30 protein-coding genes are annotated in these 24,591 nt (G+C 65.5%); 16 read left to right on the forward strand and 14 right to left on the reverse strand.

The window, feature by feature from the left end; translation table 11 throughout:
* Positions 1–134: 134 nt before the first annotated feature.
* From Q0030_RS37510 to Q0030_RS37570, 13 genes are all read left to right on the forward strand, one after another.
* Positions 135–821 carry a hypothetical protein gene (locus Q0030_RS37510; RefSeq protein WP_298379183.1) on the forward strand — a complete coding sequence of 229 codons (687 nt, stop codon included), beginning with the start codon at positions 135–137 and terminating at the stop codon, positions 819–821.
* Between the two features lie 2 nt (positions 822–823).
* A complete protein-coding gene (locus tag Q0030_RS37515) occupies positions 824–1,306 on the forward strand; it encodes a hypothetical protein (RefSeq protein WP_298379185.1) in 483 nt (160 codons plus the stop codon).
* Positions 1,303–1,590 (forward strand): hypothetical protein, encoded by a 288-nt coding sequence (locus tag Q0030_RS37520; protein ID WP_298379186.1) that lies wholly within the window; start codon positions 1,303–1,305, stop codon positions 1,588–1,590. The genes Q0030_RS37515 and Q0030_RS37520 overlap by 4 nt, the downstream gene beginning before the upstream one ends.
* Positions 1,591–1,753: 163 nt before the next feature.
* Positions 1,754–1,960, forward strand: a complete 207-nt coding sequence (locus Q0030_RS37525; RefSeq protein ID WP_298379189.1) for a hypothetical protein — start codon at positions 1,754–1,756, stop codon at positions 1,958–1,960.
* Entirely contained in the window at positions 1,957–2,766 is an 810-nt protein-coding gene (locus Q0030_RS37530; RefSeq protein WP_298379191.1) for a DNA cytosine methyltransferase, read from the forward strand. The genes Q0030_RS37525 and Q0030_RS37530 overlap by 4 nt, the downstream gene beginning before the upstream one ends.
* 67 nt (positions 2,767–2,833) lie before the next feature.
* Complete coding sequence (locus tag Q0030_RS37535) at positions 2,834–4,675, forward strand: DEAD/DEAH box helicase family protein (protein WP_298379193.1); 1,842 nt, start codon at positions 2,834–2,836, stop codon at positions 4,673–4,675.
* A complete protein-coding gene (locus tag Q0030_RS37540) occupies positions 4,656–4,895 on the forward strand; it encodes a hypothetical protein (RefSeq protein WP_298379195.1) in 240 nt (79 codons plus the stop codon). The genes Q0030_RS37535 and Q0030_RS37540 overlap by 20 nt, the downstream gene beginning before the upstream one ends.
* Positions 4,896–4,910: 15 nt before the next feature.
* Complete coding sequence (locus Q0030_RS37545) at positions 4,911–6,875, forward strand: DNA polymerase (RefSeq protein ID WP_298379197.1); 1,965 nt, start codon at positions 4,911–4,913, stop codon at positions 6,873–6,875.
* A 22-nt stretch (positions 6,876–6,897) separates the two neighbouring features.
* The gene (locus Q0030_RS37550) at positions 6,898–7,476 is read left to right on the forward strand and encodes a hypothetical protein (RefSeq protein ID WP_298379199.1); all 579 of its coding nucleotides are present in this window, start codon (positions 6,898–6,900) and stop codon (positions 7,474–7,476) included.
* 86 nt (positions 7,477–7,562) lie between these two features.
* Positions 7,563–7,832 carry a hypothetical protein gene (locus tag Q0030_RS37555; protein ID WP_298379201.1) on the forward strand — a complete coding sequence of 90 codons (270 nt, stop codon included), beginning with the start codon at positions 7,563–7,565 and terminating at the stop codon, positions 7,830–7,832.
* Between the two features lie 30 nt (positions 7,833–7,862).
* Positions 7,863–8,648 (forward strand): hypothetical protein, encoded by a 786-nt coding sequence (locus Q0030_RS37560; protein ID WP_298379202.1) that lies wholly within the window; start codon positions 7,863–7,865, stop codon positions 8,646–8,648.
* A gap of 10 nt (positions 8,649–8,658) precedes the next feature.
* Positions 8,659–9,000: a hypothetical protein gene (locus Q0030_RS37565; protein WP_298379204.1), complete on the forward strand. Its 342-nt coding sequence runs from the start codon at positions 8,659–8,661 to the stop codon at positions 8,998–9,000.
* A gap of 49 nt (positions 9,001–9,049) precedes the next feature.
* The gene (locus Q0030_RS37570; RefSeq protein ID WP_298379207.1) at positions 9,050–9,352 is read left to right on the forward strand and encodes a hypothetical protein; all 303 of its coding nucleotides are present in this window, start codon (positions 9,050–9,052) and stop codon (positions 9,350–9,352) included.
* Positions 9,353–9,415: 63 nt separating this feature from the next.
* Here Q0030_RS37570 and Q0030_RS37575 read toward each other — a convergent pair whose 3' ends face one another.
* The 7 genes from Q0030_RS37575 to Q0030_RS37605 form a co-directional block, all read right to left on the reverse strand.
* A complete protein-coding gene (locus tag Q0030_RS37575; RefSeq protein ID WP_298379210.1) occupies positions 9,416–9,847 on the reverse strand; it encodes a hypothetical protein in 432 nt (143 codons plus the stop codon).
* Between the two features lie 12 nt (positions 9,848–9,859).
* Positions 9,860–11,350 (reverse strand): DUF3383 domain-containing protein, encoded by a 1,491-nt coding sequence (locus tag Q0030_RS37580; RefSeq protein WP_298379212.1) that lies wholly within the window; start codon positions 11,348–11,350, stop codon positions 9,860–9,862.
* Positions 11,351–11,430: 80 nt separating this feature from the next.
* Positions 11,431–11,982: a hypothetical protein gene (locus Q0030_RS37585; protein WP_298379215.1), complete on the reverse strand. Its 552-nt coding sequence runs from the start codon at positions 11,980–11,982 to the stop codon at positions 11,431–11,433.
* Positions 11,982–12,422, reverse strand: a complete 441-nt coding sequence (locus tag Q0030_RS37590) for a hypothetical protein (RefSeq protein ID WP_298379217.1) — start codon at positions 12,420–12,422, stop codon at positions 11,982–11,984. The genes Q0030_RS37585 and Q0030_RS37590 overlap by 1 nt, the downstream gene beginning before the upstream one ends.
* Positions 12,423–12,564: 142 nt before the next feature.
* Positions 12,565–13,056: a hypothetical protein gene (locus tag Q0030_RS37595; protein ID WP_298379219.1), complete on the reverse strand. Its 492-nt coding sequence runs from the start codon at positions 13,054–13,056 to the stop codon at positions 12,565–12,567.
* Entirely contained in the window at positions 13,053–13,523 is a 471-nt protein-coding gene (locus tag Q0030_RS37600) for a DUF4054 domain-containing protein (protein WP_298379222.1), read from the reverse strand. Before Q0030_RS37600 ends, Q0030_RS37595 begins: the two co-directional genes overlap by 4 nt.
* Before the next feature lie 21 nt (positions 13,524–13,544).
* Positions 13,545–13,883, reverse strand: coding sequence for a hypothetical protein (locus Q0030_RS37605; protein WP_298379225.1), 339 nt, complete (start codon positions 13,881–13,883; stop codon positions 13,545–13,547).
* A 123-nt stretch (positions 13,884–14,006) separates the two neighbouring features.
* Here Q0030_RS37605 and Q0030_RS37610 point away from each other — a divergent pair, with 123 nt between their 5' ends.
* Positions 14,007–15,509, forward strand: a complete 1,503-nt coding sequence (locus tag Q0030_RS37610; protein WP_298379227.1) for a hypothetical protein — start codon at positions 14,007–14,009, stop codon at positions 15,507–15,509.
* A 46-nt stretch (positions 15,510–15,555) separates the two neighbouring features.
* On the opposite strand, the gene Q0030_RS37615 is transcribed toward Q0030_RS37610, so the two are convergent.
* From Q0030_RS37615 to Q0030_RS37645, 7 genes are all read right to left on the reverse strand, one after another.
* On the reverse strand, positions 15,556–16,563 hold the full coding sequence (locus Q0030_RS37615; protein WP_298379230.1) for a hypothetical protein: 1,008 nt from the start codon (positions 16,561–16,563) through the stop codon (positions 15,556–15,558).
* 27 nt (positions 16,564–16,590) lie between these two features.
* Positions 16,591–17,094 carry a hypothetical protein gene (locus Q0030_RS37620; protein ID WP_298379233.1) on the reverse strand — a complete coding sequence of 168 codons (504 nt, stop codon included), beginning with the start codon at positions 17,092–17,094 and terminating at the stop codon, positions 16,591–16,593.
* 42 nt (positions 17,095–17,136) lie between these two features.
* A complete protein-coding gene (locus Q0030_RS37625; protein ID WP_298379236.1) occupies positions 17,137–18,525 on the reverse strand; it encodes a DUF2213 domain-containing protein in 1,389 nt (462 codons plus the stop codon).
* 402 nt (positions 18,526–18,927) lie between these two features.
* Positions 18,928–19,938, reverse strand: a complete 1,011-nt coding sequence (locus Q0030_RS37630) for a phage minor head protein (protein ID WP_298379240.1) — start codon at positions 19,936–19,938, stop codon at positions 18,928–18,930.
* 2 nt (positions 19,939–19,940) lie between these two features.
* The gene (locus tag Q0030_RS37635) at positions 19,941–21,572 is read right to left on the reverse strand and encodes a DUF1073 domain-containing protein (protein WP_298379242.1); all 1,632 of its coding nucleotides are present in this window, start codon (positions 21,570–21,572) and stop codon (positions 19,941–19,943) included.
* Between the two features lie 33 nt (positions 21,573–21,605).
* Positions 21,606–23,102, reverse strand: coding sequence for a phage terminase large subunit (terL, locus tag Q0030_RS37640; protein WP_298379244.1), 1,497 nt, complete (start codon positions 23,100–23,102; stop codon positions 21,606–21,608).
* Positions 23,095–23,607 carry a hypothetical protein gene (locus Q0030_RS37645; RefSeq protein WP_298379247.1) on the reverse strand — a complete coding sequence of 171 codons (513 nt, stop codon included), beginning with the start codon at positions 23,605–23,607 and terminating at the stop codon, positions 23,095–23,097. The genes terL and Q0030_RS37645 overlap by 8 nt, the downstream gene beginning before the upstream one ends.
* A gap of 271 nt (positions 23,608–23,878) precedes the next feature.
* Here Q0030_RS37645 and Q0030_RS37650 point away from each other — a divergent pair, with 271 nt between their 5' ends.
* Together Q0030_RS37650 and Q0030_RS37655 are read left to right on the forward strand one after the other, a co-directional pair.
* Positions 23,879–24,265, forward strand: coding sequence for a hypothetical protein (locus Q0030_RS37650; protein WP_298379250.1), 387 nt, complete (start codon positions 23,879–23,881; stop codon positions 24,263–24,265).
* Positions 24,266–24,269: 4 nt separating this feature from the next.
* Positions 24,270–24,575 carry a hypothetical protein gene (locus tag Q0030_RS37655; protein ID WP_298379252.1) on the forward strand — a complete coding sequence of 102 codons (306 nt, stop codon included), beginning with the start codon at positions 24,270–24,272 and terminating at the stop codon, positions 24,573–24,575.
* Positions 24,576–24,591 lie beyond the last annotated feature (16 nt).

Genomic DNA, 24,591 nt, shown 5'->3' on the forward strand with positions numbered 1-24,591 from the left:
GAGGGCTACGAGATGCCCGGCGAGTCGCAGGGTGCCGACGTGATCCAGCTGAATCCGTTCGCGAAGAAAGCTATTTGACAATTCGCAAAGATCACGTTTAGAATCGTGACACATCAACCCACCAAGGAATCGAGATGCTCTCTTACCTGAACGACCCCGCCGTGAAGGCAAAATACACCGCGCGCTTCGCGGATCACCGCGCCGCGGATGAAGTGATCCAGGGCACTGGCTTCGACAATGGCCGCGGCTGCTTCGTGGGCTGTACGCTGGACGACTACAACCACTCGCGATTCCCGGTGGAATTGGGTTGGCCCGAATGGCTCGCGCATCTGGCTGATGCAATCTTCGAAGGCGTCCCCAAGACCGAAGCTGCGCAGTTCGGCACCGATCTGCTCGAAGCTGTGCCGATTGGTGTAGACCTGGAACCACTTCGCCATCGTTTTGCGCTCACGGTACAGCAGCGAAACCTCGCACGACTTGCAGGTAACGATGAACCCTATGCGGTCGAGTGTCGTGCTGCAATTGAAGGGGTCATTGCGTATCTTCAGGCCGAAGATAAAGCGGAATCGGCGGCGGAGTCGGCGGCGCGGTCGGCGTGGTCGGCGGCGTGGTCGGCGGAGTCGGCGGCGCGGTCGGCGCGGTCGGCGGCGCGGTCGGCGGCGTGGTCGGCGGAGTCGGCGGTGTCGGCGGCGGAGTCGGCGGAGTCGGCGGTGTCGGCGGCGGCGCGGTCGGCGGCGTGGTCGGCGGAGTCGGCGGTGTCGGAACACCAAACCCAACGCGACGACCTGCTCGCCATGTTGCGCGAACTGGGAAATGTATGACCATGACCACACAAACCCACTTCACCGTCGAGCAGGCGAGCCGCTGGCTCACCTGCGCGCAACCGGTCCCGCTGCCACTGCTGCAGCGCCTGGGCAAGGACTGCTCCATGGTCTGCCGCATCCGCGGTGCCACGTTCGTCGACGTGCCCGTGCAGGGCAAGAACTGGCCCACCGAGCGCGGTTACCCGGCCGCGATCCTGCAGGAAGTCTTCCTGGCCAATCCGGACACGCGGCCCTTCGTGCCGGGCGTGGCCACCACCTCGCAGCAGGTAGCTGCTTCGTCGTTGCAGCCGGCCGCACCTGCGCCCGCGCCGAAGCCTGCGCCTGTGGTATATCCGCCGCCCCTCGCCGCCATCGTGTTCGCGCTGGAGACCACTGAAGGGCTGGAGTTCCTGCGAGCGTGGATGTGCGGCGACTGGGACGTCATCCGTCGCGAGTGGCCCGATGCGCCGAGCAGCGTGTTCGTGTCGGCAGGTGCTGCATGAGCGCGCCGCTGCAAGCCGGCGACCCGGCCGAAGTCGTGGGCGGCCTGGGCCGCGGCAAGTCGCCGAACATCGGCCAGCGCGTCAAGGTGGTGTCGTTCCAGGGCGAGCACAGCCAGCACGGCCGCATCTGGCGCTGCACCGGCGACAACGTGCAACAGCTGACCGACGCCGGCGGCTACGCGGTCACGGGCTGGGCTGACTTCGCGCAGTCCTGGCTGCGCAAGATCAAGCCGGATGCACCGCCACCGAAGGCCGTCGAGCGCGATCGTGAGGTGACGACGTGAGCGCGGACGCCTTGCAATCGCTGGCGGTTCGGGCGCGTGCACTGAGTGACGCACTGTGGGCCGTGGACTCGCGCGCGGACGCCGTCGATTGGATGGCGACTGCCGATGCATTATTGGGCGAGATGGCTCGCGCGCTCCAGATCGCAGCGGAAACTACAAAGCCATGATCGCGCCAGGACAGGCCCAGCAGGGCCACCGCTACCGCTGGTGCAACCTCTACGACGTGCTCGCACTGGAAGCTGGACGCGGATGGGTGCGTGTCGCACTGCTCACGCCCGGCCCGCCCTGGCTCGGCCCGCAGCACATAGCCGACGCGGCGGACCTGACGCCGCTGCCGATGCGCTATTTCCACGGCGAGGTGCCGCAGTGAGCGTCAAACCCGCCTACTACAACGAGATCGACGAGTTCGTTGCCCAGTGGCTGCGCAACCTCATCGCCGCCGGCCACATCGCACCAGGCGACGTCGACACCCGCTCCATCGAAGACGTGAAACCCGATGACCTACGACCTTACACACAGTGCCATTTCTTCACCGGCATTGGTGGCTGGCCCCTCGCTTTGCGACGAGCAGGATGGGCTGACGACCGGCACATCTGGACCGCCTCATGCCCTTGCCAGCCTTTCAGCCAGACAGGTGAAGGCGCTGGGTTTGCTGATGAGCGGCATTTGTGGCCCCACCTCTACCACCTCATCGACCAGCGCCGTCCTGGAATCGTCACTGGTGAGCAGGTTGCAAGCAAGGACGCAGAGCGCTGGCTCGACCTTGTACACACTGACCTGGAAGCCCTGGGTTATGCCTTCGGGGCGGTCGCGTTTCCGTCTGCGGGCATCGGTGCGCCGCACATCCGGGACCGCACGTACTGGATGGGTCACGCCGACGACACGGGACCACAAGGACACACCGGGCATGACGGCGCAGCGGGACGGGAAGGCACGAGTGGATCAACTCCCGCGGCAGGCCTATCTGGCGACCGCACAGAGGTCAACGGCTTCTGGCGTGATGCTGACTGGCTCTGTCACACTGACAACATCTGGCGGCCAGTTGAACCCGGCACATTCCCGCTGGCTCATGGGATTTCCTCCCGAGTGGGACGCCTGCGCGCCTACGGCAATGCCGTAAACGTCGAAGCGGCACGCGTCTGGATCGAAACCGTGATGGACTGCATTCCGGCCTGACGCGCGCTTGCAGCGGCACAAAGGCGCGCTTATAATAAGCGCTCCATTTTCTTAAGTTCACACTAACATGCCAAAACTCGTCCCTCGCTGGTATCAGGCCGAGGCGCGCGACGCCGTGCTGTCCGCGCTGATGGCTGCGCAGAACACAAACCCGCTGGCTGCCATCGTCACGGGTGGTGGCAAGGCGCTGCTCGCAGCGATGTTGATGGAGTCGCTGTGTCAGCTCCAGCCCGGCGCGCGCGTCATGTGCTTGGCCCCGTCGATGGAGCTCGTGAAGCAGAACGTCGAGGAAGCGATCGGCTACCTGCCGGCAGCGCTGGCTGCACGCGTGGGCGTCTACTGTGCGGGGCTCGGCATGAAGGAACGCCTGTCGCAGCTCACGATCGGCACGCCGCAGTCGGTGGCTCGGCAGGTGAAGCGCTTCGGGCGGCAGGACTACGTCGTCATCGACGAGGCGCACACCGCGAACATCGACCTCAAGACTTGGAAGTCAATCGTCAACAGCCTGCGCGAGAACAACCCGCACGTGCGCTTCATCGGCATGACCGCGACGCCCTTCCAGATGAAAGGGCTGCGTGTCGTGCCGTTGACCGAGTGCGGCCTGTTCGATACGAAGGTCTACGACCTGACCGCGGGCCGCAACTTCAACCGCCTGGTGCGCGAAGCGTTCATCTCGCCGGTGGTAGCCCCCGCCATCCGCTTCCCGCAGATCGACACCGACAACGTAAAGACCAAAGGCGGCGACTTCGACGAAGCCGCCCTGGCCCTGGAAGCCATGAAGGTCACGCGTGAGTGCGTGCGCGTCGCGCTGGACAATGCGCGCGACCGCAAGCACTTCATGTGGTTCGCGGTGAACATCGAGCACGCGCACATGATCGAGAGCGCCCTGCGCGAGGCTGGCGAGTCGGTCGTGACCATCCACGGCGAACTCGAGAAGTCGGAGCGCGTCACCGGCGTGGCTGAATACCTGAAGAAGATGCACCGGCACGTGGTGTCGGTAGCTATGCTGACGACCGGCTTCAACGCAAAGTTCGTCGACTGCATCGTCGGGCTGCGCCCCACGCGCTCGCTTGTGCTGTGGCACCAGATCGTCGGGCGCGGCCTGCGCCCTTACCCGGGCAAAGACAACATCTTGGTGCTGGACGCCGGCGGCAACTTCGCGCGGCACGGCGCCATCAACGCCGAAATCGGTTCAGGCGACTCGCGCGCCGGACTGTGGGACTGCACCGATGCCGTCGTGCGCTCGCCGTTCAAGAAGGGCAGCAAGGACGGCACGCCCGTGCCCGACCGCGAGCGCAGCGCCATTCGGTTCCCTGTCCACAGCGCCGCGCAGCCCGAATACGACCTGCGCATTGCGCTGGGCCTGATGGCACCCGACGCGGAACCCTGCGGCTTTCTGAACGATGCCGAGCACCTCACGTGCCGCCAGTGCGGGCGGCCGCGCCAGGGCTTCCTGACCGTGCGCACGCACCGTGAGGCCGGCGAGCGCGGCATCGGCGACGATGACAGCTACGAGATCCACGACGAGGCCAATGTGGTGCTGGCCGACGAAGTGTGCCGCGAGACACGCACGCTGCCCGTGCACGACATGCAGATCGAGCCCGAGGGCAATGGCATCCTGAACTTCAAGTTCGTCACCGACTTCGGCGCGCACCCGTTGCGACTGGACTTCGACCGGGCCAGCGCCGACCCGAAGTTCTATGCCATGGCGCGCAAGATGTACGAGCGCTCGACCGGCCGCAAGGCGCCCGGCGAGGGCTACCGCGTGCTGCTGTCGCGCGAGCTTATTCCGAAGCCCGTCGATATCACACTCACGAAGTGGGACGATGGTCAGGTGTTCCTGACCGAAGTGCGCTGGGTGCGCGAGGGCAAGATGGAAGCATTCCGCTATGACCCCGAGTACTCCTGAGACCAAAGCCGAGCGCGCTGCGAAGTGTCGTGCCAAGGTGCGTCACGTGTCGGCGGCCGCGGCCAAGGCGGCAGGACTGCGCCGCGTGCAGCTTGGTCACGCCGACGCGCTGTGGGTCTATCACTGCAACGTGTGCTTCGGGTGGCACCTGACGAAGCGTAACCGCGGCTTCGAATTCGCTGTGCACGATCCGAATCCCTTTGCTACAATCGTGAAATAAACTCTTAAGCTCGCAATGACTGAAAACATACTCGGATTGGACTTCGAAACCACCTCGAAAACCGACCTGCCCGCCGAAGGGCTCGGCAAATATCTCGTCGACCCGACGACGCGTGCTTACTGTTTCACTTGGCGGTTTCCCGACATGTCGACCGCAGACCTTTGGATCGAGGGCCAGCCTGTGCCGGCGCGCGTCGTTGCGCACATCCGCGCCGGGGGTCTAGTCATGGCGCACAACGCACCGTTTGACTACCACATTTGGAATGAGATTTTGTGCCGCGACAACCCGCAGTTGCCCGAGATCAAGCCCTCGCAGGTGCGCTGCAGCGCCGCGCGCGCCCGCTACAACGGCCTGCCGGGCTCGCTGGCCGGCGCGTGCGCCGCGCTGGGCCTGCCGGTACAGAAAGACACGGCCGGCGGCGACGTGATGAAGCAGATCGCGGCGCACCCCGAGTGGACCATCGACGACCATCCTGAAGAATTCGCCCGGGTCTTCAAGTACGCGATCATCGACACCGACGCGATGATCGGCCTGTGGGACGCAACAGTCCCGTTGCCGGCGCGCGAACAGGCCTTCTTCGAGCTCGACATGGAGATCAACGCGCGCGGCTTCGGCGTGGACATCGAGGGCGCCGAGGCCGTCGAAGAACTGAAGCAGCTGGCCGAGGTGCAGATCGACTACCAGGTCGCGGTGCTCACCGGTGGCGGCGTGTTGGCCGCAACCGAAATTGCCAAGATCAAGGAATTCGCGCACAACATCGGCACCGAGGTGGATGACGCGAGCAAGGAGGCGCTGAAGAAGCTCATCGCGCGCGACGACCTGCCGTCCGACCTGCGCGACCTGCTGGCCCTGCGCCTGGACGCCTCACGCGCTCCGAAGAAGTCGGCAGCCATCCTGCGCGCGCACGTGAACCGCCGCCTGCAGCACTCGACCGTCTGGCACGGCGCGCTGTCGGGCCGCTCCACCGCACGCGGTGCCGGCGGCGCGCAGACACTCAACGTCGCGCGGCCGCGCCCAGGCAAGACCGCAGAGCAGTGCGAAGCCTTCCTAGACGCAGCCAAGCGCCGGGACATCGAGTTCCTGACGCGACCCGGGCACGGGCCCATCCTGGCCGCCCTGGCCGATGCGCAGCGTCCACTGTTCTGCGCGACGCTGCCCGGGCACACGCTGGTCGGCGCCGACCTCACAGGCATCGAAACGCGCATGGTGCCGTGGTTGGCCAACGACGAGGCCATGTTGGCCGAAATCGAGTCCGGTGTGGACGGCTACAAGGTCGAGGCGGCGAACATCTTCGGGGTACCTTACGAGGCCGTCGACAAGGACCAGCGGCAGGTCGGCAAGGTCGTGCGCCTGTCCCTGGGCTTCGGCGGCGGCGTGGGGGCCTTTACGTCCATGGCCGCGAACTACGGCGTCTACGTGGAGCCCGTCGAATCTGAACGCATCGTGTGGAAGTTCCGCGAGGCGCACGCGGCGTTCGAACGCTGGTGGGCCATGCTGGAGTACGCAGTGCTGATCGCGCTGGATACGCCCGGACGCGCTGTCGATGTACCTATCGGTCGCGGTGAGTGCACGAAGGCGACGTTCATGCGCGATGACCGCGCGCTGCGCATGGCGCTGCCCTCGGGGCGCTCTATCAGCTACCACAATGCACGCCTGCACCTGGAACCGGGTGCCAGCGTGCCGCAGGCGGTCTACGACAAGCCCGAAGGCTACGTCGAGACGCTGGACCGCAAGATCCTGTCCAACAACCAGACGCAGGGCCTGGCTCGCGATCTGTTCTGGGAGGCGATGGTGGACGTGGGCCGCGTCGAGAACATCGTGCACCACGTCTATGACGAATTGCTGCTCGAGCTGCCCGTCGAGCGCGCTGCGCTGCGTCTGGAGCAACTGCTGGGCCGCCTGCGCATGAACCCCGCATGGTGCCCGGGCCTGCCGCTGGACGCCGCCGGCTACGTCAATCCGCGCTGGCGCAAAGATTGACGATCAACCACAGGAGAATATTTTGAGCACTGTTCTTTACTACCTTGCATGCACGGCGCTCGGCGCGTGCGCCTATGCAGCTTTCTGGCCCATCGTGGCGTGGTTCGTGGCCACCCCGCGAATCTTTCGCGCACTGCAGGCGCGCGCGTTCAAGACGCCCTACTGGCATCTGGAGGGGTACATGGAGCGTTGGTGGCTGTTCAATCCGATCAAGACGAGCTATGTGCAGGACAACCCTGCGCTTAACACCGTACGGGTCGTAAAGTCAGCCAAGTATCCCTGGTGCCCGGTGTCGATACGCATGCATCACATCTTGCGCGCCGATCTTGCGCGCGACCCGCATAACCACCCGGGCTCATTCAGGACGATCATCGGCCAAGGTTGGTATTTCGAAAGCCGCGAGCGCGGCCCGCGCAAACTACGCGCACGAGGCGACACGAGTGTGCTTCGCCACGGCGAATTTCACCACGTCGACCAAGTGTCACCTGGAGGTGTGTGGACCATCTTCATCATGTGGAACTGGCAAACGACCTGGGGATTCAAGCTGGCTGACGGAACCGTCGTCGATCATCGCGAGTACAAGGACGGCGGTGCATCGTGATACGTCGCTCGTGCACGACAAACCATTGACACCCGATTGACAAATAGGCATACTGGCCGAACGTTAACGCTGACACGGAACAAACCATGACCGAACCTCTCGACTTTACGACCTGCCAGCTGGAGCAGCTGAGCGTGAAGGACCTCACCGACGCGCTCGGCATTGCCGAGTCGGCTGCGCTGCTCAATACCAGCGCCCGGGCTATCTACACGGTGCGCAACACGAGCGCGCTGTCCGCCGACCGCATGCTGCAGCTCATCGCTGCGGTGCGTGCCGACGAAGAAAATTGCCGTCGCCGGCTCGTCGTGACGCGCCGCCTGCAGGCCGAGCGCGAGCGTCGCGCCGAAGCCGCCTGATTCCCTCTCACCACTCTGAAACTCAACACCATGAAACTCGAATTCAACGATCTGTCCGAGCTCGACGCCTTTCTGCACTGGGCCGAAAACTACCGCAGCCAGCCGGTCCAAATAGTGCACGTCGCTGGCGGCTCGGGCGGCACGTTTTCGCACGTTTTTGGCGGCTCGGGCGGCGGTGTTGGCGGTGCCGGGCAACCGACCGGCGATGCCGCGCGGATCGTCGTGCACGGCTACGACACGCCGCCCCAAGGCACCAGCACTTTCACGCAAGGCGATGGCAGTCCCGCGGACCTCGAAGCGCGAGACCTGAAGATCGGCCCGTATGCAGGCACCGACGACAAGGAAGCACCTGCACAGCCAGCGGCCGAGCCTGCGAAGCGCAAGCGCCGCACCAAGGCCGAGATCGAAGCTGACGAGAAGGCCGAGACTGCGCGCATTGCTGCTACGAAGGCTGCCTACGAAGCGGCCGAAGCTTGCCGGGCCGAAAACTTCGAGGAAGCCGGTGCAGCCATGAAACAGGCAGCACAGCCGGCCGCCGAGGCCGCCAAGCAGCCCGAAGGTACCAACCCCTTCGAGATGGTCGACAACGCTCTCAGCACGCCGCCCGCTGATGCGCAGGGTGACGGTGCCGGCGAGTCGGAAGTCATCACGCCGTTCCAGCACCTGACACGCGCACGCGAATTCATCGCGAAGCACGGCATGCCGAAGTACAACGAGACGTTTGCCAAGGCCGGGCTCGACGCGAACGTGATGGCCTACTCGGCTTACCAGCGCGCGGTCCACGTGGCTGCCCTGGACGAGATGGACAAGGCTTGAGGCTCGCGCCATGTGGCTCATCGCGATCATGATCCTGCTGATGCTGCCCATGACGGCGGCAGCCATCGTGTACTTGGTCACGGCGGCGTGGCGCATGCTCGACGCGCTGCTGCAGGGCACGATCGGCGCGGTGCGCTTCACGTGGCGCGCCAGCGTCTGGACCGCGCGCATGACGGTGCGCGCGACGCATCTGGCCCAGCGCGGTGCGCACCGGCTGCGGCATTGGCACTACGCCGGTACGACCTGGGCTGGGCAGTACCTGGAGAGCTCGTGGCGTGCGTGGGCCAACATGGCACGCCGGCGCTACGTCGCGGGGCAGCTGCGGCGGTTGCGCCGCCAGCGTCACCACTGAAGGCGTCGCAGCCCCGCCACCCGGGCTGCATCATCCAACCGAGTCCGTTATGAACTTCAACGAAAACACCGCGAAATCTCGCGAAGTCCCCGCCAGCGACAGCTCGCCTGTAGACATCGAATTGCACGCGCTCCACTGCGAGATGGTGCGTTTTGAAGCCCTGTTGGCCAACGTCGACGATCAGCTCGCCCCTGTGAAGAATGGGGTGCGTCTGCCCGCAGCGGGTCCGGAAGCACCCCGCGCACCCGACGATGCCCTGAGCCCTCTAGGTGACGCGTTGCGCACGTTCACGCGCCGCATCGAGAGTGCGCGGCTGCGACTGACCAACTTGCAGATGTCACTCGAAGTCTGACTGCGGCCCGCCAATGAGAAAGGCCCGCTTCGGCGGGCCTTTTTGCATGGAGCGCAGATGCGCTTACAGGTTCGACATTTCCTGGCGCGCGAACACGAAGGCCACGACACCGGGCTGCAGGATCTTCTGGCCGGCAGGCGCCTTGTAGCTGCGCATGAAGCCCTTCTTCAGGTCGTAGCGCCGGCCCAGCGCGGGCAGCGTGATCGTGAGATTGTTGGTCAGCTTGGTGCGGTTGGCTACCTCGTAGCCGTAGATCTGTTCGAACAGCTTGAGCGCCGGGCTGTCGGCTTGCAGCGTGAGCGTGAAGGGGATTTCGTTGTAGACGAAACCCGCCGACAGGTTGCCGTCGATGCCCATCGAGTACTCGCCGTTCTCGACGGCGTCGGTCTCGAAGATGTTGTCCGCGGCGTAGCCGGTGAGCACCTGCGCGGCGGGGAACAGCGCCTCGGTGGTGAGTGCCAGAACCGAGTTGGCCGTCGTGAGAGTTGCGGGCATGTTGCGTGCTCCTTAGATGACGGCGATGGAACGCACGGTGAGCTGTTGGATGGAGCCCCCGTCCGTGTACCAGAGGTACGCGAGCGGCGACGTGCGGTTCTGACGCGCCTGCGCGAAGTTCGCGGCGTTGTCGATGAGCAGGTACCAGCCCCGGGTCTGCAGCACGTCGGAGACCGTGCGGCCAGCCTGCGAATCGACCTGCGCCTGCTGGCTCTGCGACAGCGGCACAGCCGCGCGGATGATGCCGGAGGTGACTGCGGCGTCGATCACGTCCACGCCGGCCCGGTACAGCTTCGTGTAGCCGTCCTGGTTGTACGGCAGCGAGTTGTAGGCCAGCAGCGCCTCGAAGAAGGCACGTTGCAGCTCGCGGTTGAGGTAGATCTGGTCGAGGTACGTGTCGACCCACAGGAAGGCGCCCGACAGCGCGCCGTTGTAGGCGACGGTGTAGGTGTTTGCGGCGTTGGCGTAGGCGCCCAGGTAGGTGTAGTGGTTCGACAGCAGCGCGTTGGCCGTGGCCAGGTCGGAGACCGTCGCGCTCGGCGCGCCGTTGAATTGGCGGAAAGCCAGGTTCGTGCGGCCGTTCGGGATCTGGAAGTTGATCGAGGCGGCGTAGCCCATGAAGGCACCGACCAGCTCGTAGGTGCCGTATACCGGGACCGTGCCCTGGTAGGGCTGCGCGAAGACCGTGGCGCCGAACGACGCGGTATTGTTCGGCACGATGCTGGCCGCCTCGGTGTCCCAGGCCCAGTACAGGAACTGGTACGCCTGGCCGCTGTTCCACGCGGCGTAGGCGGTGCGTTCGTCGATTGGCGCAGCGTAGGTCGTGGAGAACGTGCCCCAGTTCATGTCCTGCGCGACGACACGGGCCATCGCGGTAGCGGGCGTGTCGGCGGCCACGCCGGCAGCGACCGTCGCGCCGGCGGCCGCCGACAGTCCGACACCGGTGGCCAGCGTGCCGGTGACCGCCGAGATGGTCGCCGTGGCCCCCGTGGCGGTGGTCGCGAACGTGAAGCGCTTGCGCTGCGCGTCGTAGCCGATGACGAAGTCGGGGGACGTGAAGCCGGCCAGCATGAGCGCCGCGGCATTCGCGAAGCTTGTGGCCGTCGCGAGGTTGATCGGCGCCGACGTCTTCTGCGTCGTGGTGGTCACGATGAGCGTGCCAGCCGGCAGCGCCTGCAGCTGCGCGAGCGTCATGTTGCCGAGCTGCGCGCCGAAGACCTGGGCGGGCGTGTCGACCGCGGCGTAGCGGGCGAACTTGAGCACGAAGGGCAGCTGCCCGGCATTCACGATGCCCGGGAAGTACTGGTTCGCCATCACGGTCTCGGGCGCGGCGGGTCCGAACCAGTTGGAGACGTCGGTCGGCGTGAAGAAGTTCAGGATCTGGCCGGGAGGGACAGACGTATCCTTGGTCACGACCAGGCCGGACAGCTTGGAGGCTTGCCCTCCGCCGGCGATAGTCCCGGGAAGCATCTGCACGACTTGACTGATGGGAATGGTGCTCATGTGCGAGACTCCAATGTGAGCGCCGACAAGGCGCGATTGACTGCCACTATCGGCTCACCGGATTCTATCAGCGCCTGCGCCTACGGCAAGTCGGGCCACATGTCCACCGGCGTTTCGACGTGCACCTCGACGGCGTCGAAGAAGTCCTGCGGCAGCGCGACGACCTGATTCACCTGGGCGTAGAGCTTGAGCATGAAGCGCTGCTCGTACTGGTTCTCGCTGTTCGCGATGTTCAGCTGCACGGGCTCGTCGGCGTACAGCGGCGTGATGGCCGCGCCTTCGAGCTGATCGCAGCCCCAGAGCGAGCGCCATGCGATGGCGACGATGTCGGCCACGTCCGGGCCAAGCTGGCCGTAACAGTCCACCTGGTAGCTGTAGGTCGTGTGCCGCTCGACGTTCACGACGCCCGTGAGCGGGTCGATGCTGTCGCGCGTGTAGCTGCGGCGCCCCTGGTCCTGGCGCGTCTTGATGCCGGGCGACAGCACCACGTAGTTGCCGGTCGCCGTGGCCGTCGTGTTCTGGAAGCCCTTGAACACCTGGTCGCTGTCCGGGATCTGCGTCACGACGAGCGCCGACAACCACGCCCACAGGGCGTCGAAGACGAGGTTCTCGGAGAGGGCAATGGTGGCCATCAGGGCGTGGGCGGTGTGCCGTTGGCAGTCTTGGCGATGTAGTCCTGGATCGTAGCGTAGTCGAGCTGCGTGGTCACCTCAAAACAACACCAATTGGGCCACCATTCCGTGACCATCGTGATCATGTACCAGCCCGCGCGCGGCCCCGTGGGGATGTTCACGATGTCGCCGCCCTTGCCGTCGCGCCGCTCGATGTCCGAGAAGTTGCCGAAGGCGTACATCGTCAGCAGCCCGTTGTTGTACTGCAGGCTGCGCTCGTGCGTGATGTCGGTGTGCTTCTGCGCCTGCACCTGCAGGCGGGCCACCACGGGCGCGAACGTGGGCGTCAGGATGCCGCGCACGCTGGTGCGCCCGGTGCTGATGTAGACCGTGCCGTCGACGTCTTCGTTGACGAGCTGGATCGCGCCGCGCGTGAGGCCGTGGAGGTTCAGGCCCATCATGCACCGCCTTCCAGAGGGCCGAATACGATTGCATCGCAGGGGCCAGGGAGCACTTCGATGTACTGCAGCCCATCCGCACGACGCTCGACTCGCACGCGCATGGCGACAAAGCGAAATCGCATGAATAGGGGGCCCAGGCGCTTCACGTTGCACCGCCTTCAGCCGCGTCGCCCTGCACGACCTCGGACTCGATCGACTTGAGCAGATGACCCGTGAAGCGAAGCCCGGCATTGAAGCCTTTCACCTCGGCCCACTGCTTCGAGTTGTCGGCGGGCCAGTCCGTAATCGTCTTTTGGATGTCTTCTTTCATAGCCTGGCCGATGCTGCCGACGGCCTGCTCGGGCGTCTGGCCCGACTGCACCAGCTTGACGACACCGTCCGTCCATTCCTTGCGCCGCTCGGCGACGGTCTGCTGCATGAACGGCCGTGGGTGGTTCTGCCCTTCGCCGTATTCGAGCGCCATTGCGATCGCAGCTACCGGCATGCCGGCGCGCGGGTCGGGGTATTCGCGCCCCGTGCGCGCGTCGCGGATCATGTCCGAGGGGTAGGTAGCCCCGGCCAGCACGCCGGCCTTCACGACCGCGGACGACCAGTCCCTGTCGGGCATGCGAAGGCCGCGGCGCGTGACGGTCATGGGTTGATGACGCCAGCGGGCACGTTGAAGGGTGCCGCGCGGAAATCGCGCGAGAAACCCACGCCGCTGTCGCCCGCGACGAAATACTTCATGCTGCGGAATTGCGCGGTCATCATCCAGTACAGCGCGCCGTACTTGGTCTGGTTGAACCACGCAGCCATGGCCGAGCCCTGTGGCAGCTCATAGGCGAAGCCGACCGACACCGAGCCTTCGGTGGCCGTATCGACGCGCCCCACGGGCCGCTCGGAGCCGTCGGCGCCGACGGCGAACAGTGTGAGCAGGTGTGCCACGAGCAGCCAGAACAGCTGCGTGCGGTAATCCAGGGCCATCACCGGCGAGTTGTCGGTGTTGTCGAGAATCCCCGCCGCGGCCATGGTGAACATGGCCGTGCAGCGCGCGTCCGACGTCGTGACGAACTCGGGATAGGCAGCCTTGAAGGCTACCGGGTCGAAAGCGACAATGGCCATGGTAGTGCGGCGCGGTAGCGCTTAGTCGGCGGCCGTGATGCCCTTGGCGGCGGCAGCCTTCGGGTCGACCGGATCGAAGCCGGTCTTCTCGCCCTGGCGTTCTTCGGCCTTCTCGACGGCGCTGTCCTTGTCGCCCATCGCGAAGACCAGCTCGTTCACGAGCCACGCAGCATCCGCGAACTTGTCTTCGACGATGTTCCAGGTCGAGGCCTTGACGTCGGTCATGCCGTGACCCGCGAGGGCGTACGGCGAGTGCGTGCCGTGCAGCTTCAGGACCGAGCCGTCGGGCAGCGGGATGTGCAGGCCCTGCGGCAGCTTGCAGGCGATGGTGAGCATGTCGGCGGAACGTTTGCGAGCCATGGAATTCTCCGTTGATTGTGGTAGGCAAGGGTGCGCGCTAGTGTAGCGCAGGGTTAAGCGGGCGTCACGTGCGTCGCGGCACGGTGACGACGAACCCACAACTTCCCGCAGTAGAATTACCGCATGACACCTATCACGCTCGAAACCTGGCTCGCACGCTTTCACGCCGCGCACGGCGAGCGATACGACTATCGTGACGTAACCGCTTTTCGTGGCGGCAAAACGGCGCTCACCATCCGCTGCGTTGCGCACGGCCCCTTTCAGCAGACTGCGCAAAAGCACGCCCTGGGCCAGGGCTGCCCCGCGTGCGGTTACGTGGCACGCAGCGAAACACAGTTGTTCGACACGCCCCAGTGGGTAGCCAAGGCGCGCGAAGTGCACGGCGACCGGTACGACTACGCGAAAAGTGTGTACCGCGGGGACCGTGAGAACGTCACGATCACCTGCACGGCACACGGCGACTTCGAGCAAGGCGCAGGCACGCACACGCAGGGGCGCGGTTGCCCGAAATGTGGTAACGCGGCGAAGGCGCGAGGCCGGCGGAAAGACGCCTCGCACTTCATCCGCCGGGCGCGCGCGGTACATGGCGACGTCTACGATTACACGAAGGTCGAGTACCGCAGCGCCTTGGAGAAAGTCGAGATTGTCTGTCCGAAGCATGGCGCGTTCTGGCAGTCCCCCGCGAACCACGCGTGGGGTTACGGGTGCCAGCGGTGCGTGCACGGTGCGCCCTCGAAGCGCGAGGATGAGTTGTTCGCGCTGGTGCGCACCATCCGCCCGGACGCCGAGCAGTCGAACCGGAAGCTCATCGCGCCGAAAGAACTGGACATCGTCGTGCCGAGCCTGAAGCTGGCCATCGAGTTCAATGGGGTGTACTGGCACTCGGACCGCCGCACGGCCATTGACGCGGCACACTTCAAGCATGCTGCGTGCGCTGCCCAAGGCTGGCGACTGCTCAGCATCGCCTGTGAAGACTGGAAGACGCGCCGTCCGCAGTTCGAGCGGCTCGTGCGGCACGCACTCGGCGCGAGTGATCTGCCGCGCGTGCATGCGCGTGAGTGCGAGGTGCGCAGCGTACCTAACGGCGACGCCGTGGCATTCCTCGACGAGCACCACCCGCAGCAGCCTGGCGCGATCTACGCGCAGCGCTTCGGGCTCTACCACCCGACGCTCGGGCTCGTGGCGTTGATGACTTTTGGACGGGACGTCTACAGCCGAAATCGCGAAGGGTCGCCCGTGTGGGATCTGTCGAGGTTCGCAACTTCTGCACAAGTGCGCGGCGGCGCGTCGAAGCTGTTTGCGGCCGCTCGGCGCGAGCTAGGCTTCGCGGAGGTCATCTCGTACTCGGCAAACGACTGGTTCGGCGGTGGCCTGTACGAGCAGCTCGGGTTCGTGCGTGTAGCACAGGTGCCGCCGGACTATCGTGTCTACCACCATGCAACCGGCTTCCGCCCGAAGAGCGCGTGGGCGCGCAAGCACATCCCGGCGCGGTTGGTGCAGATCGACCGCGCGGACGTGGTGTTCGACCCTGCGACCGACCCGCGCACCGAGTGGGAGATCGAGGACACGGTGAACGCCTTTCGAGTGTGGGACAGCGGCAAGGTGAAGTGGCGGTGGCAGGCGTAAGAAAGCCCGCCGATGCGGGCCTCCTGTGAGCGTCAAGCCGAAGGGCTTATACGCCGAGCTGGGCGGCCATGCAGGCCGGGCGCCAGACGATTGCACCCCACGTCCCTGCGCTTTTCTTCTGGCGGAAGTAGCTGGAGTAGCGCTCGATGGCATGGGCGCGCATCTTCTCGGTGAAGCCGCAGGTCGCGGTGTCCTGGCCTTCGACGCGCGGTGCCCACATCTGCACGAGGCGACCGCCGGCGGTGTCGTACTCGGGCACCGTGATGATCTTCAGCTTCGGGACTGCGTCGAGCAGCAGCTTGGCCGCCGAGAGGCCGTAGGTGTTCACGCGGTTCAGGTCGGCCGACGCGGTCGGCGGCATGGCCAGGTGCAGCTCGGTCTCCTGGTCGACGATGCCTTGCGTCTGCGACTGCAGCTGCTTGAACTGCGTCACGACCGAGTTGAAGATGTCCTCGGGCACGCCCGTGGCCCAGTTCACGGTGGCAGCCACCGGCGCGATGAGACGCGGATCGTTGGTCAGACCGTAATTCTGCAAGCCCGACACGCCGAACAGGTACGACGCGTTCAGGAACTTCGACAGGCCCAGGGCCGACGAGTAGTTCAGCTGCGCGGCCAGGTCGACGCGGCCGGCGCCGGCCATTTCCAGTTCGCGCTCGCCCCAGCGGGTCCACGTCTGGAAGTGGTAGCTCTGGCGCTGCGGGTAGTTCACGTTCGCACCGCTGGAGCCGTCGGCCGAGTAGTCGCCATAGGTGGCGACCTCGGTGGTCGGCTCGGCCTGGATGAACGCAGCCGTCAGGGTCGTCCAGTCGCCTTTCTTCGACTCGCCGACGATCTCGGCGGCCTTCATCGGTGCGACCAGCACCTCGATGACCTTCGGGTCGACGTAGGTCGTCAGGTATGCCGGGATGCCGGCATTGGGCGTGCCGATCAGCGTGGGCGTGAGGTCCGCCGCGTCCATGGCGAACTGTGCCAGGGGCGTCGTGACGTTCTTCACGCCGGGCGCCAGGATGACGCCCTTGGCCGCCAGTTGGGCGATGACTTGGGAATCGCGCATGTTCGTTTCTCCTTCGTTCTGCGCGAGTTAGGCGCCGGTGTTGCTGATCTTGACGACGGCGCCGACAGTGGCGGCCTCGGACACGAGAATGAAGCCCGTGTCGATGGTGGTGGCGGGCGGCGAGCCCGGTGCACCGATGATGGTGTTGCCGGTCAGCACATCCCAGAAGACCGCCGCGCCGCGCGTCGGGGTGCCCGTGATCACGTCGGTGCGTACCCAGAAGTCGCCCTTGCCGAACAGCGCGACGGGTTGGCCACCCTGGATGACCATGCTGGACTCGGCCAGGTAGGTCGTGATCTGGGCATTGTTCTCGCGGTGCACGAAGCCCACACGGGATGCTTGCGGCGCGGCGGCAAGGATCGAATCCACAGTGCCGTCCGCCAGCAGCGCGGCGAACTTGCCGACCGTCACGCCCTTGGCAACGGCGACCATCTTGCCGTTGCCCGAGAGCTTGTAGATCATCGGATTGGACGACGCGAAGTCGCCGGCGACCGCTTGCGCGGGGTTGATGTAGACCTGATTCTGGAACATGGGAGACTCCTTTTCCGTTCCGGGGTGAAACCGTTTGAGGCGTTAGCCCCGCACGGAAATCTTGTCGACGTGCTTCATGTACGAAGGCACGTTGTCGGGTGCGGCGCCGGCGGCGTCCGCCGCATGCGCTGCCGTGCTGTGGCGGCCCGGGCGCACGCCGGCGGCGGCGCCGGCGGCGACCTTGTAGGCGTCCCACGCGACGCGCTCAGCGCCCTTGCCGATCTTGTCCACGTCGACGCCCACCTGGGCCAACGCCTCGCGGTAGATCGCGCCGGCGTCGTCCATGGCCACGTCGCCGAGCACGCCCTGCACCGAGCGGCGCGCTTCCTGCACGCTGGCTGCGCGTTCGCGCTCGGCACGCACGGCAGCGGCCACGACGGTCTGCACGGCCTTGGCGTCCATGGCGGCATGCGGCGTTGCGGCGCCACGGGCGGGCGTGCCTTCCTGGTTGGAGGGCGGCAGCACGGGATTGCCGTCTGCGTCGAGTTCGGGATCTTCGTCGTCGGCGCCTTTGACCTTGGCGGTCGGAGCCAGCGTGAAGCCCGGGCCTTCCTTGCCTTCATTCTCGGGGCCGACTTCACCCGAGGGCTGGCCGCCTTCGTCTTCAGCACCAGGTGCGGCCGCTGCGGCTGCAGGTGCAGCTGCGGCAGGCACCGCTTCGGGTGCAGCGCCGGGCAGGCGTGTCAGGACGGTCTCGAGCAGCGTCGCAATGTGCTTCAGCGCGGCGCCGATGTCGGCTCCGGGTGCTGCGGCGGCGGGGACTGCCGGAGCAGCCGCAGCAGGTGCTGCAGCAGCTGGGGCGGCAGCGGCGGGGGCTGCGCTCGGGTCTTTCTCGGGGAAGGCCATGGTATCTCCTTGCAAAGATGGGTCGGGATGCTGCGAAGGTTGCAGCGCTGCGTCGGCGACGTGAGCGTCCGAAGCGCGCCCCTCGTCCACCAGTGCTACGTGGTTGCCCTGGATTTTAGCCATGCGGCCATCGAATTTGTTGCCGTCCTTCGTGCCGGACGTCATGACCGGGTCGTAGCGGTAGCTGCACGACAGGTCGGACTGCTCGTCGGACTCGATGAGATCGATGGCGTAGCCGTCCCACACGAGCAGGTCGCCGCGCAGGTACTTGCCATCGAACGTCACGCCGTGCACCGAGCCGCCGATGTACTCCTTGCGGGGCTCGTCGGCGGACTGCGCGATGTGCTTGACCATGAGCGGCACGCCCTCGAAGGACTTGATCGACTCACGCAGCGCCTCGGGGTCGCGGTACAGGTCATAGACCGTGTCGGCGTTCAGGCCAAGACCTTTCCAGCCGGGGATTTCCTGCCCGCGGTACGGGTTCACCTCTGCCGTGGACAGGATGCAATTCTTCACGCGGAGACGGCCATCCGAATCCACCGAGCGGGCGGACTGGCGGTCAAAGGCGTGGTGCAGCTGCGTCATGTTGGGCGGAATTGTACTCGCGCGATGATAGCTGCCTATGGGCGTGTGCGCAACGATAGCGACATTCGTTGAACACCTTGTGCGCCGCTCGCTATACTGGCACCAATCGCGGCGAGGTTCGATTCCTCGGTCTGGTGCCAACGCGCCGGACTTCATGGTGTACAACGCGGTACGAAAGCAAAGAGCGGAAAGCGCGGGGTGCACCAGCCGAGGCGACGGTCTCGGATTCCGACTCGGGACTAGTAGGCGACAAAGCCGCGTTTCTTAGGAGTCAAACCCGAAGGCCTCGCGGCTTTGTCGTTTCTGGCACAATCGTCACACTTTGGTCGGGGATGAAACGACCCTTCGGAGCCTGAGCGGGTCTGCTTCATTGCGCGCTGCTCGGGCTTTGTCGTTTCTGAACTAGCTGTAGACGACAGGCGAACCGGCTGGCGAACGGGTGTGCACGACGTCCTGCTTCTGCTTTTCACCAGCGTTGCGGCCGGCCTTCGCGCGATAGGCACCCGGGAAGCCGGGCACGGGCTCCAGATCGTCGGCGGACTGCACGTCGCCACGACCCAGCGCCGGAATGATCGTGCGGCTGTGGCACCGACAGTTGATGGCCTCGCCCGGCAGCACCTGGCCGAAGCTGTCGCCGAAGTCGATCCCCGCCTGCGTGTCGAAGATCCACTGTTCGCGGCCGGCCTTGGTGTGCGTGGCGCGCGGCTCCTTGCCGGCACTCGAATGGATCCAGGTTGCCCAGTTTAAGCCGAGTTCCTGCTGGCGCGCGGCGTTCATCTGCGCGGTGGCCTTGTTCGACTGGTCGCGTGCAATAAGCGCCGCGCGACGTGCCGACACGCCGCCGCGCTCCTTGATCTCGTCGGCCATGGTGGACAGGTCGCGGCCCTTCAGGAAGTTGCGCGAGACGATGCCCTCGATGTCCTTGTGGTAGTCCTGCTGGATCGACCGGATGAGCGCGACGTTCTCAGGCAGCTTGGCCTTCAGAATCAGCCGCTGCGCGGGTGTCAGCTGCAAATCGATGTCGAAACCGGCTCGCTTGAGCTTGCTGCCCCACGACAACGCGTTGTCGCGGTACATCGCCTGCAGCATCTGCGAGGCAAGTTTCTGCGACAGCGTCTCGAAGTGCTTCTCCCAGTGCGCGCGCAGGCGCGCCAGCTCGTCGAACATGTCGCCGGCCGATTCGCTCGGGCCCGGCAGGTCAGCGTCCTGTGCACGCTCTGGGTCGGGCAGGCGCCCGGCGGCCATGTTCGTATCGAGTGCGCGCCGGTACTTGGCCCGCAGCCAGTACTCGTAGCTCGCCGACATGTTAGTTATGGCCTTGGCCAGATCGCGGCGATAGGCGGCCTCGGTCTGCACGTTCGGCACGACCGCACCGAGCACGATGTCACGCTTGCCCGGGTTGCGCAGCTCCATGCTCAGGCCTCGAGCGGATGTTCAACGCCGGATTGCGCGCCGGGCGGCAGGCCCGCTGTACCCAATGCCGCAGGGGCTGCCGGTGCCGCGGGTTCTGGCACCGGTGGCTGAATGCCCAGGATCGCCTCGGTGATGGACGCGATGTCGTCATCCGGGATTGCGTCGATGTTGCCATCCGCGATGCCCGAGTAGGGCGAGTCGGGATCGGACGACAGGCGCTGCGCGACCTGCTCGGCAGTGACCACGCCAGCCTCGATGTAGCCGCGGTCGGTCTCCATCTGCTCGCGGTCCATCGTGGCCTGTTCGACCTCGGTCGCCTCGTGCAGTTTCTCCCACTGCCAGGTGATGTCTTCGTCGACGACACCGAACAGGGACAGCTGCACCAGCTGCAGCACCACCTGCATGAGCGGCGACAGCGTCGCGCCCTGGTAGCCGTGGACGTAGTCGTACCAGACGCGGATCTCGCCGTCGCTCGACGCGTTCAGGCCCGAAGGCGTGATGCCGAGCAGCTTCACGAGCGGCGTGTGCGAGACGGCGCCCATCTGCTCCTGGGCCTGAGCTTGCAAGGCATCGAGGCCCGACAGTGGCGTGTTGACCTGGAAGAATTCCTCGGTGGCCTTGTCGAGCAGCAGCAGATTGCGATTGTCGCGGTACAGGTTCAGCAGCTGCGCCCGGTAGTCGAGCGACGTGCCGGCACCAGGCAGCAGCGACTGCTGCAGGTCCATCAGCACGCCCGAGACGGAGAACTGCTTGACGGTGTCCGACACCGACTGGCGCGTGCGCAGCCAGTTGTCGACGTAGGGAATCGCAAGCTGCGTCATGCTGATGCCGCGGAAGGAGTACGCCGGCTTGAGCATGTCCGCGACGGGGCGGCTCACGATCGTGAAAAGGCGCGTCGCATGCACCTCGGTGCCGATCAGCCACCAGGACGAGGGCTTGTAGAAATTCTCCTTGGTCGGGTCGATCGAGTTGTAGTCGTTCGGCGTGACCCAGTAGGGCTCGACCACGCGCAGGCCCTGGAACGCGCCGCGGCGCACCGAGTAGGGCTTGAGCAGCAGCGGCAGCTTGCGCATGCCGTCATCGTCCTTGAGCTTGATATACGCGTGCGCACCGCCGAAGGCCTGGTCGTGCACGACCAGTTGGCGCACGGCGGCGCGGATATTCAGGCGCTTCAGCTCGGCTTCGATCTGCGTGCAGCGATCGTCATCCCCGTCGCCCGAGGATGCAACGACGCCCCAGCAGCGCACGCACTCATCGGCGAGCGTCTCGTGCATGGAGCGGTACTCGGCGAGCTGGCTCAGCAGTGAAAGGGTCGGAAAGCCCGGCCAGCCTGCATTTTCGACGAACGACAGCGCGCTGCGCGACTGTCCGGCCCAATCCATTGCGTGACTGGCGGCGCGTCGCTCCTTGGGCGTGTAATTGGCCTCATCGACGGCGTGCGCCCGGGCTAGCTGCAGGCTCGGCGAGGGCTCGGCGACCGGCGCCTGCGTCACCGCCGAGGACAGCGCCGTAGCTCGGTCGCGCCGGGTCTTCTCGTCGGCGGTCTCTGCCGGCAGGGCACTGGGCGCTGTCGTGGCTGCTGCGGCTTTGGTGGCGGGCGTGCGGCGGGTAGGGGGCAGGCGGCTTCGGGCCATGTTGGAATACCTTATTCGGTTGTCGCGCGAAGTTTAACCCGCTGCGCGCAGGATGTCCTGCGTGATGAGCTGCGAAATGGGGGTGCGCAGGAGCAATTGTTGCAGTGCGATGGCCATGCAGTCCGCGGTGTCGTCGTTCTTCGCATCGGGCACCGTCGTGATTTCAGCGACCCACGGCACGATCCAAGGCGCCTCTTCGGGATGCGGCAGGTAGACCTGACCGTTCGCCCATGCCCACGACACGGCGTGCCAGCGCGATTCTTTCGAGCCGAGCGGCGGCACGCCGACGATGCCCGGGTAGTGCTTGCGCAGCATGTCGATGAGCGCCGCGCCGTTGGCTGCCTCTTCGATGAAGATCTTCAGCGCGCGCGGATGCTTGCGCTTCAGATCCGCGATGGCCTGCGCCGTGGCCATGAAGGCGAGCTGTTCGCGGCGGCCCGTCAGCAGGTACACGTCGTTCTCGGTGGTCTTGGCCCAGACGCCGGCGGCGACGAAGTCCGATGCAGCACCGTCCTTGAACGTCGCGTCCACGCTGATGACCTCCTGCACGAAACGCAGGTTGGCCAAATCGGCGCGGCGGTAGTAGCGCACGCAGTCCCGTTTGAAGATCGCGCCCACGTCCGCGAGCGGCGACTGCTGGTACATGCTCGCCCACCACATGAGCGACATGTGCAGCTTGAGCTCGCGCAGCTTCGTCTCGTCGTGCAGGTGCGGCACCAGCGCGCCTGCGGGCAAATCGGGGTTGTAGCCGATCTCGTCGGGCAGGTTGAGCGCGGCAAAGGACAGCACCGTCAGGCGCGAGTCGCCCTTCATGGTCTTGCGCACATACGCGAGCAGGTCGTTTGCGGACCATGGCGTGCCGATGATGACGGTCCCCGAGCGCGCCTGCAGCCGGGTCGTGAACACCGCGTCGTACCAGTCGCGGTGCGTCTGCTGGGTCAGCTCCGACAGGGCCTCCTGCGCATTCTTCACGGCATCGTCGATCAGGCCGATATCGACGCTGAAGCCCGTCAGCGGGCCGCCGACACCGACACCACGCAGCCAGCCCTCGCCAGGCACCTCGAGGCCTTCGGACGCGTTGTCGATGCCCTTGAACCCGATCAGTGACACCTCAGGAAAGATCTCGCGATAGATCGGCTCCAGCATGATGTTTTGCGCATCGCGGCGATTGCGCTGGGCCAGCGCGTGCGCGTAGCTGGCGCTCGCGATACGCACTGCCGGCAGCTCGCCCGTCAGGCGCCCGAACAGGTACGGCGGCAGGCAGCGCGAGATCAGCGAGGACTTGCCATGCTGTGGCGGCGCCGTCAGCACTAGCACCGGGCGCTTGCCGGCCAGCACGTCCTCGACAAACTGGTCGATAGCGCGGCACACGCGCAGCGAAAACCCCGAGTGCTTGAAGCGTGGCCGGTGCGTCGCGCTGACGAAGGCCGCGAAGTTGGTCCGGGCCAACTCGACCAGCACCTGCACCGGATCGGGCGCCGGCGGGCCCGCTGCGACCTCTGGGCGTTCCAGGACCGCAGCGTCAGCCATCGAGCGCGCCCATGGTGGCCAACTCCTTGAGCTGCTCGACGTACGTGTCGCGCTGTTCCTGCGACAGCGCCTGCGCGAAGGTCGCCCCCTGAGCGATCTCCAACACGGCTTTGTCGAAGCCGAGCAGCTTGGTCAGCATCGCAAAGGCCTTGTCCTTGGAGCGCATCTTCGGGACGAGCTGGCCCTGCTTGACCTCGAAGCCCTCGACCAGGCGTCCGTAGCGGTAGGTCTTGAGCTGCTCCATGTCGACCACGTAGCGCTCGATCGCGCCCACGCCGCCGCAGGTGCCGCAGGTCTCGCCCGTGCCAGCCACCGGGCGCGAACCGTCGAGCGGGCCGCCGTGACCGCCGGCGTAGGCCGCTCGGCCGCCGACCTCCCCATGCCCACCGCATTCCGTGCAGGTCTGAACCGTCGAGCGCAGCAACTCGGCCAGGTTGATGTTTATCAACTCGACGAGGTCAGCAATGAGGGACGCCTTGACGGGCGCGAGGCGGTAGTCGGTCACGCGTGCAAGTGTACCGCCCGAGGGTCATTTAGCCCAAATTCCGGCAATGAGTACTTTCGACTTAACGTCCATGACAGAATGACGCCCATGTCGCGTCATTTCTAGGAAGCTCTCCAATACTACAAACACTACCTAAATCCTTATTAATATATATTCTTTATTTCTAGATATAAGTTCAAAAGTAGTGTCATATTGTCATTCTGTCATCTAGCAAGATTCGTGCCAAATTGCGCAGTAGATCGAAATAAGCCCGTGCGCTACACTGCGCCGTATGGACACGCTGGCACTTGACTACGGCAACTGGGATCTCGACGTGGATTCCCGGGGCAACTGGCGTACGGTGGGTTCATCGACGCCCAAGAGCGATGAGACCGGCCCAGGCATGCGCCTGGCACAGGACGTGGCCACCCGATGCGTATCCTGGCGCGGCGAGGTCTACTACGACACAACGCAGGGCATCCGCTACGAGACGATCATGGGCGAGGCACCGAACATGGCCCTCCTGCAGAGCGCCTACAACACCGAAGCCCTGAAGGTGCCGGAGTGCCGCACGGCACTGGTGGACTTCGCCTTCGCGGGGCGCGATCAGCGCGTGCTGTCGGGCAACCTGACCGTCGCCGATTTCAACGGCGCTTCAGGCGCAGTGCAACTCACGTAGCGCGATGCCGTACACGATCATTCCGTGCCAGCAGGTCGCAAACCAGGAGTTGTCTTGCATCCTGGACGGCCAACTCGCGCGGATCACGCTCACCACGACCAACTACGGCCTCTTCGCCGACGTGCTCTACAACGAAGTGCCTGTCGCGAGCGGCCGGCTGTGCCTCGACCGCACGGACATCAACCCGGACCGCTACCGCGGACTACCGCAGTTCCTCGGCTTCGCCGACCTGCAAGGCGTAGACGATCCGACGTTCGACGGGTTCGGCACACGCTTCCTGCTGATCTACGGAGACCCTCCGGGCAACTAGGTTATTGACATTTGCG

This window comes from uncultured Bradyrhizobium sp. (assembly GCF_947648125.1).
Lineage (GTDB): Bacteria > Pseudomonadota > Alphaproteobacteria > Rhizobiales > Xanthobacteraceae > Bradyrhizobium.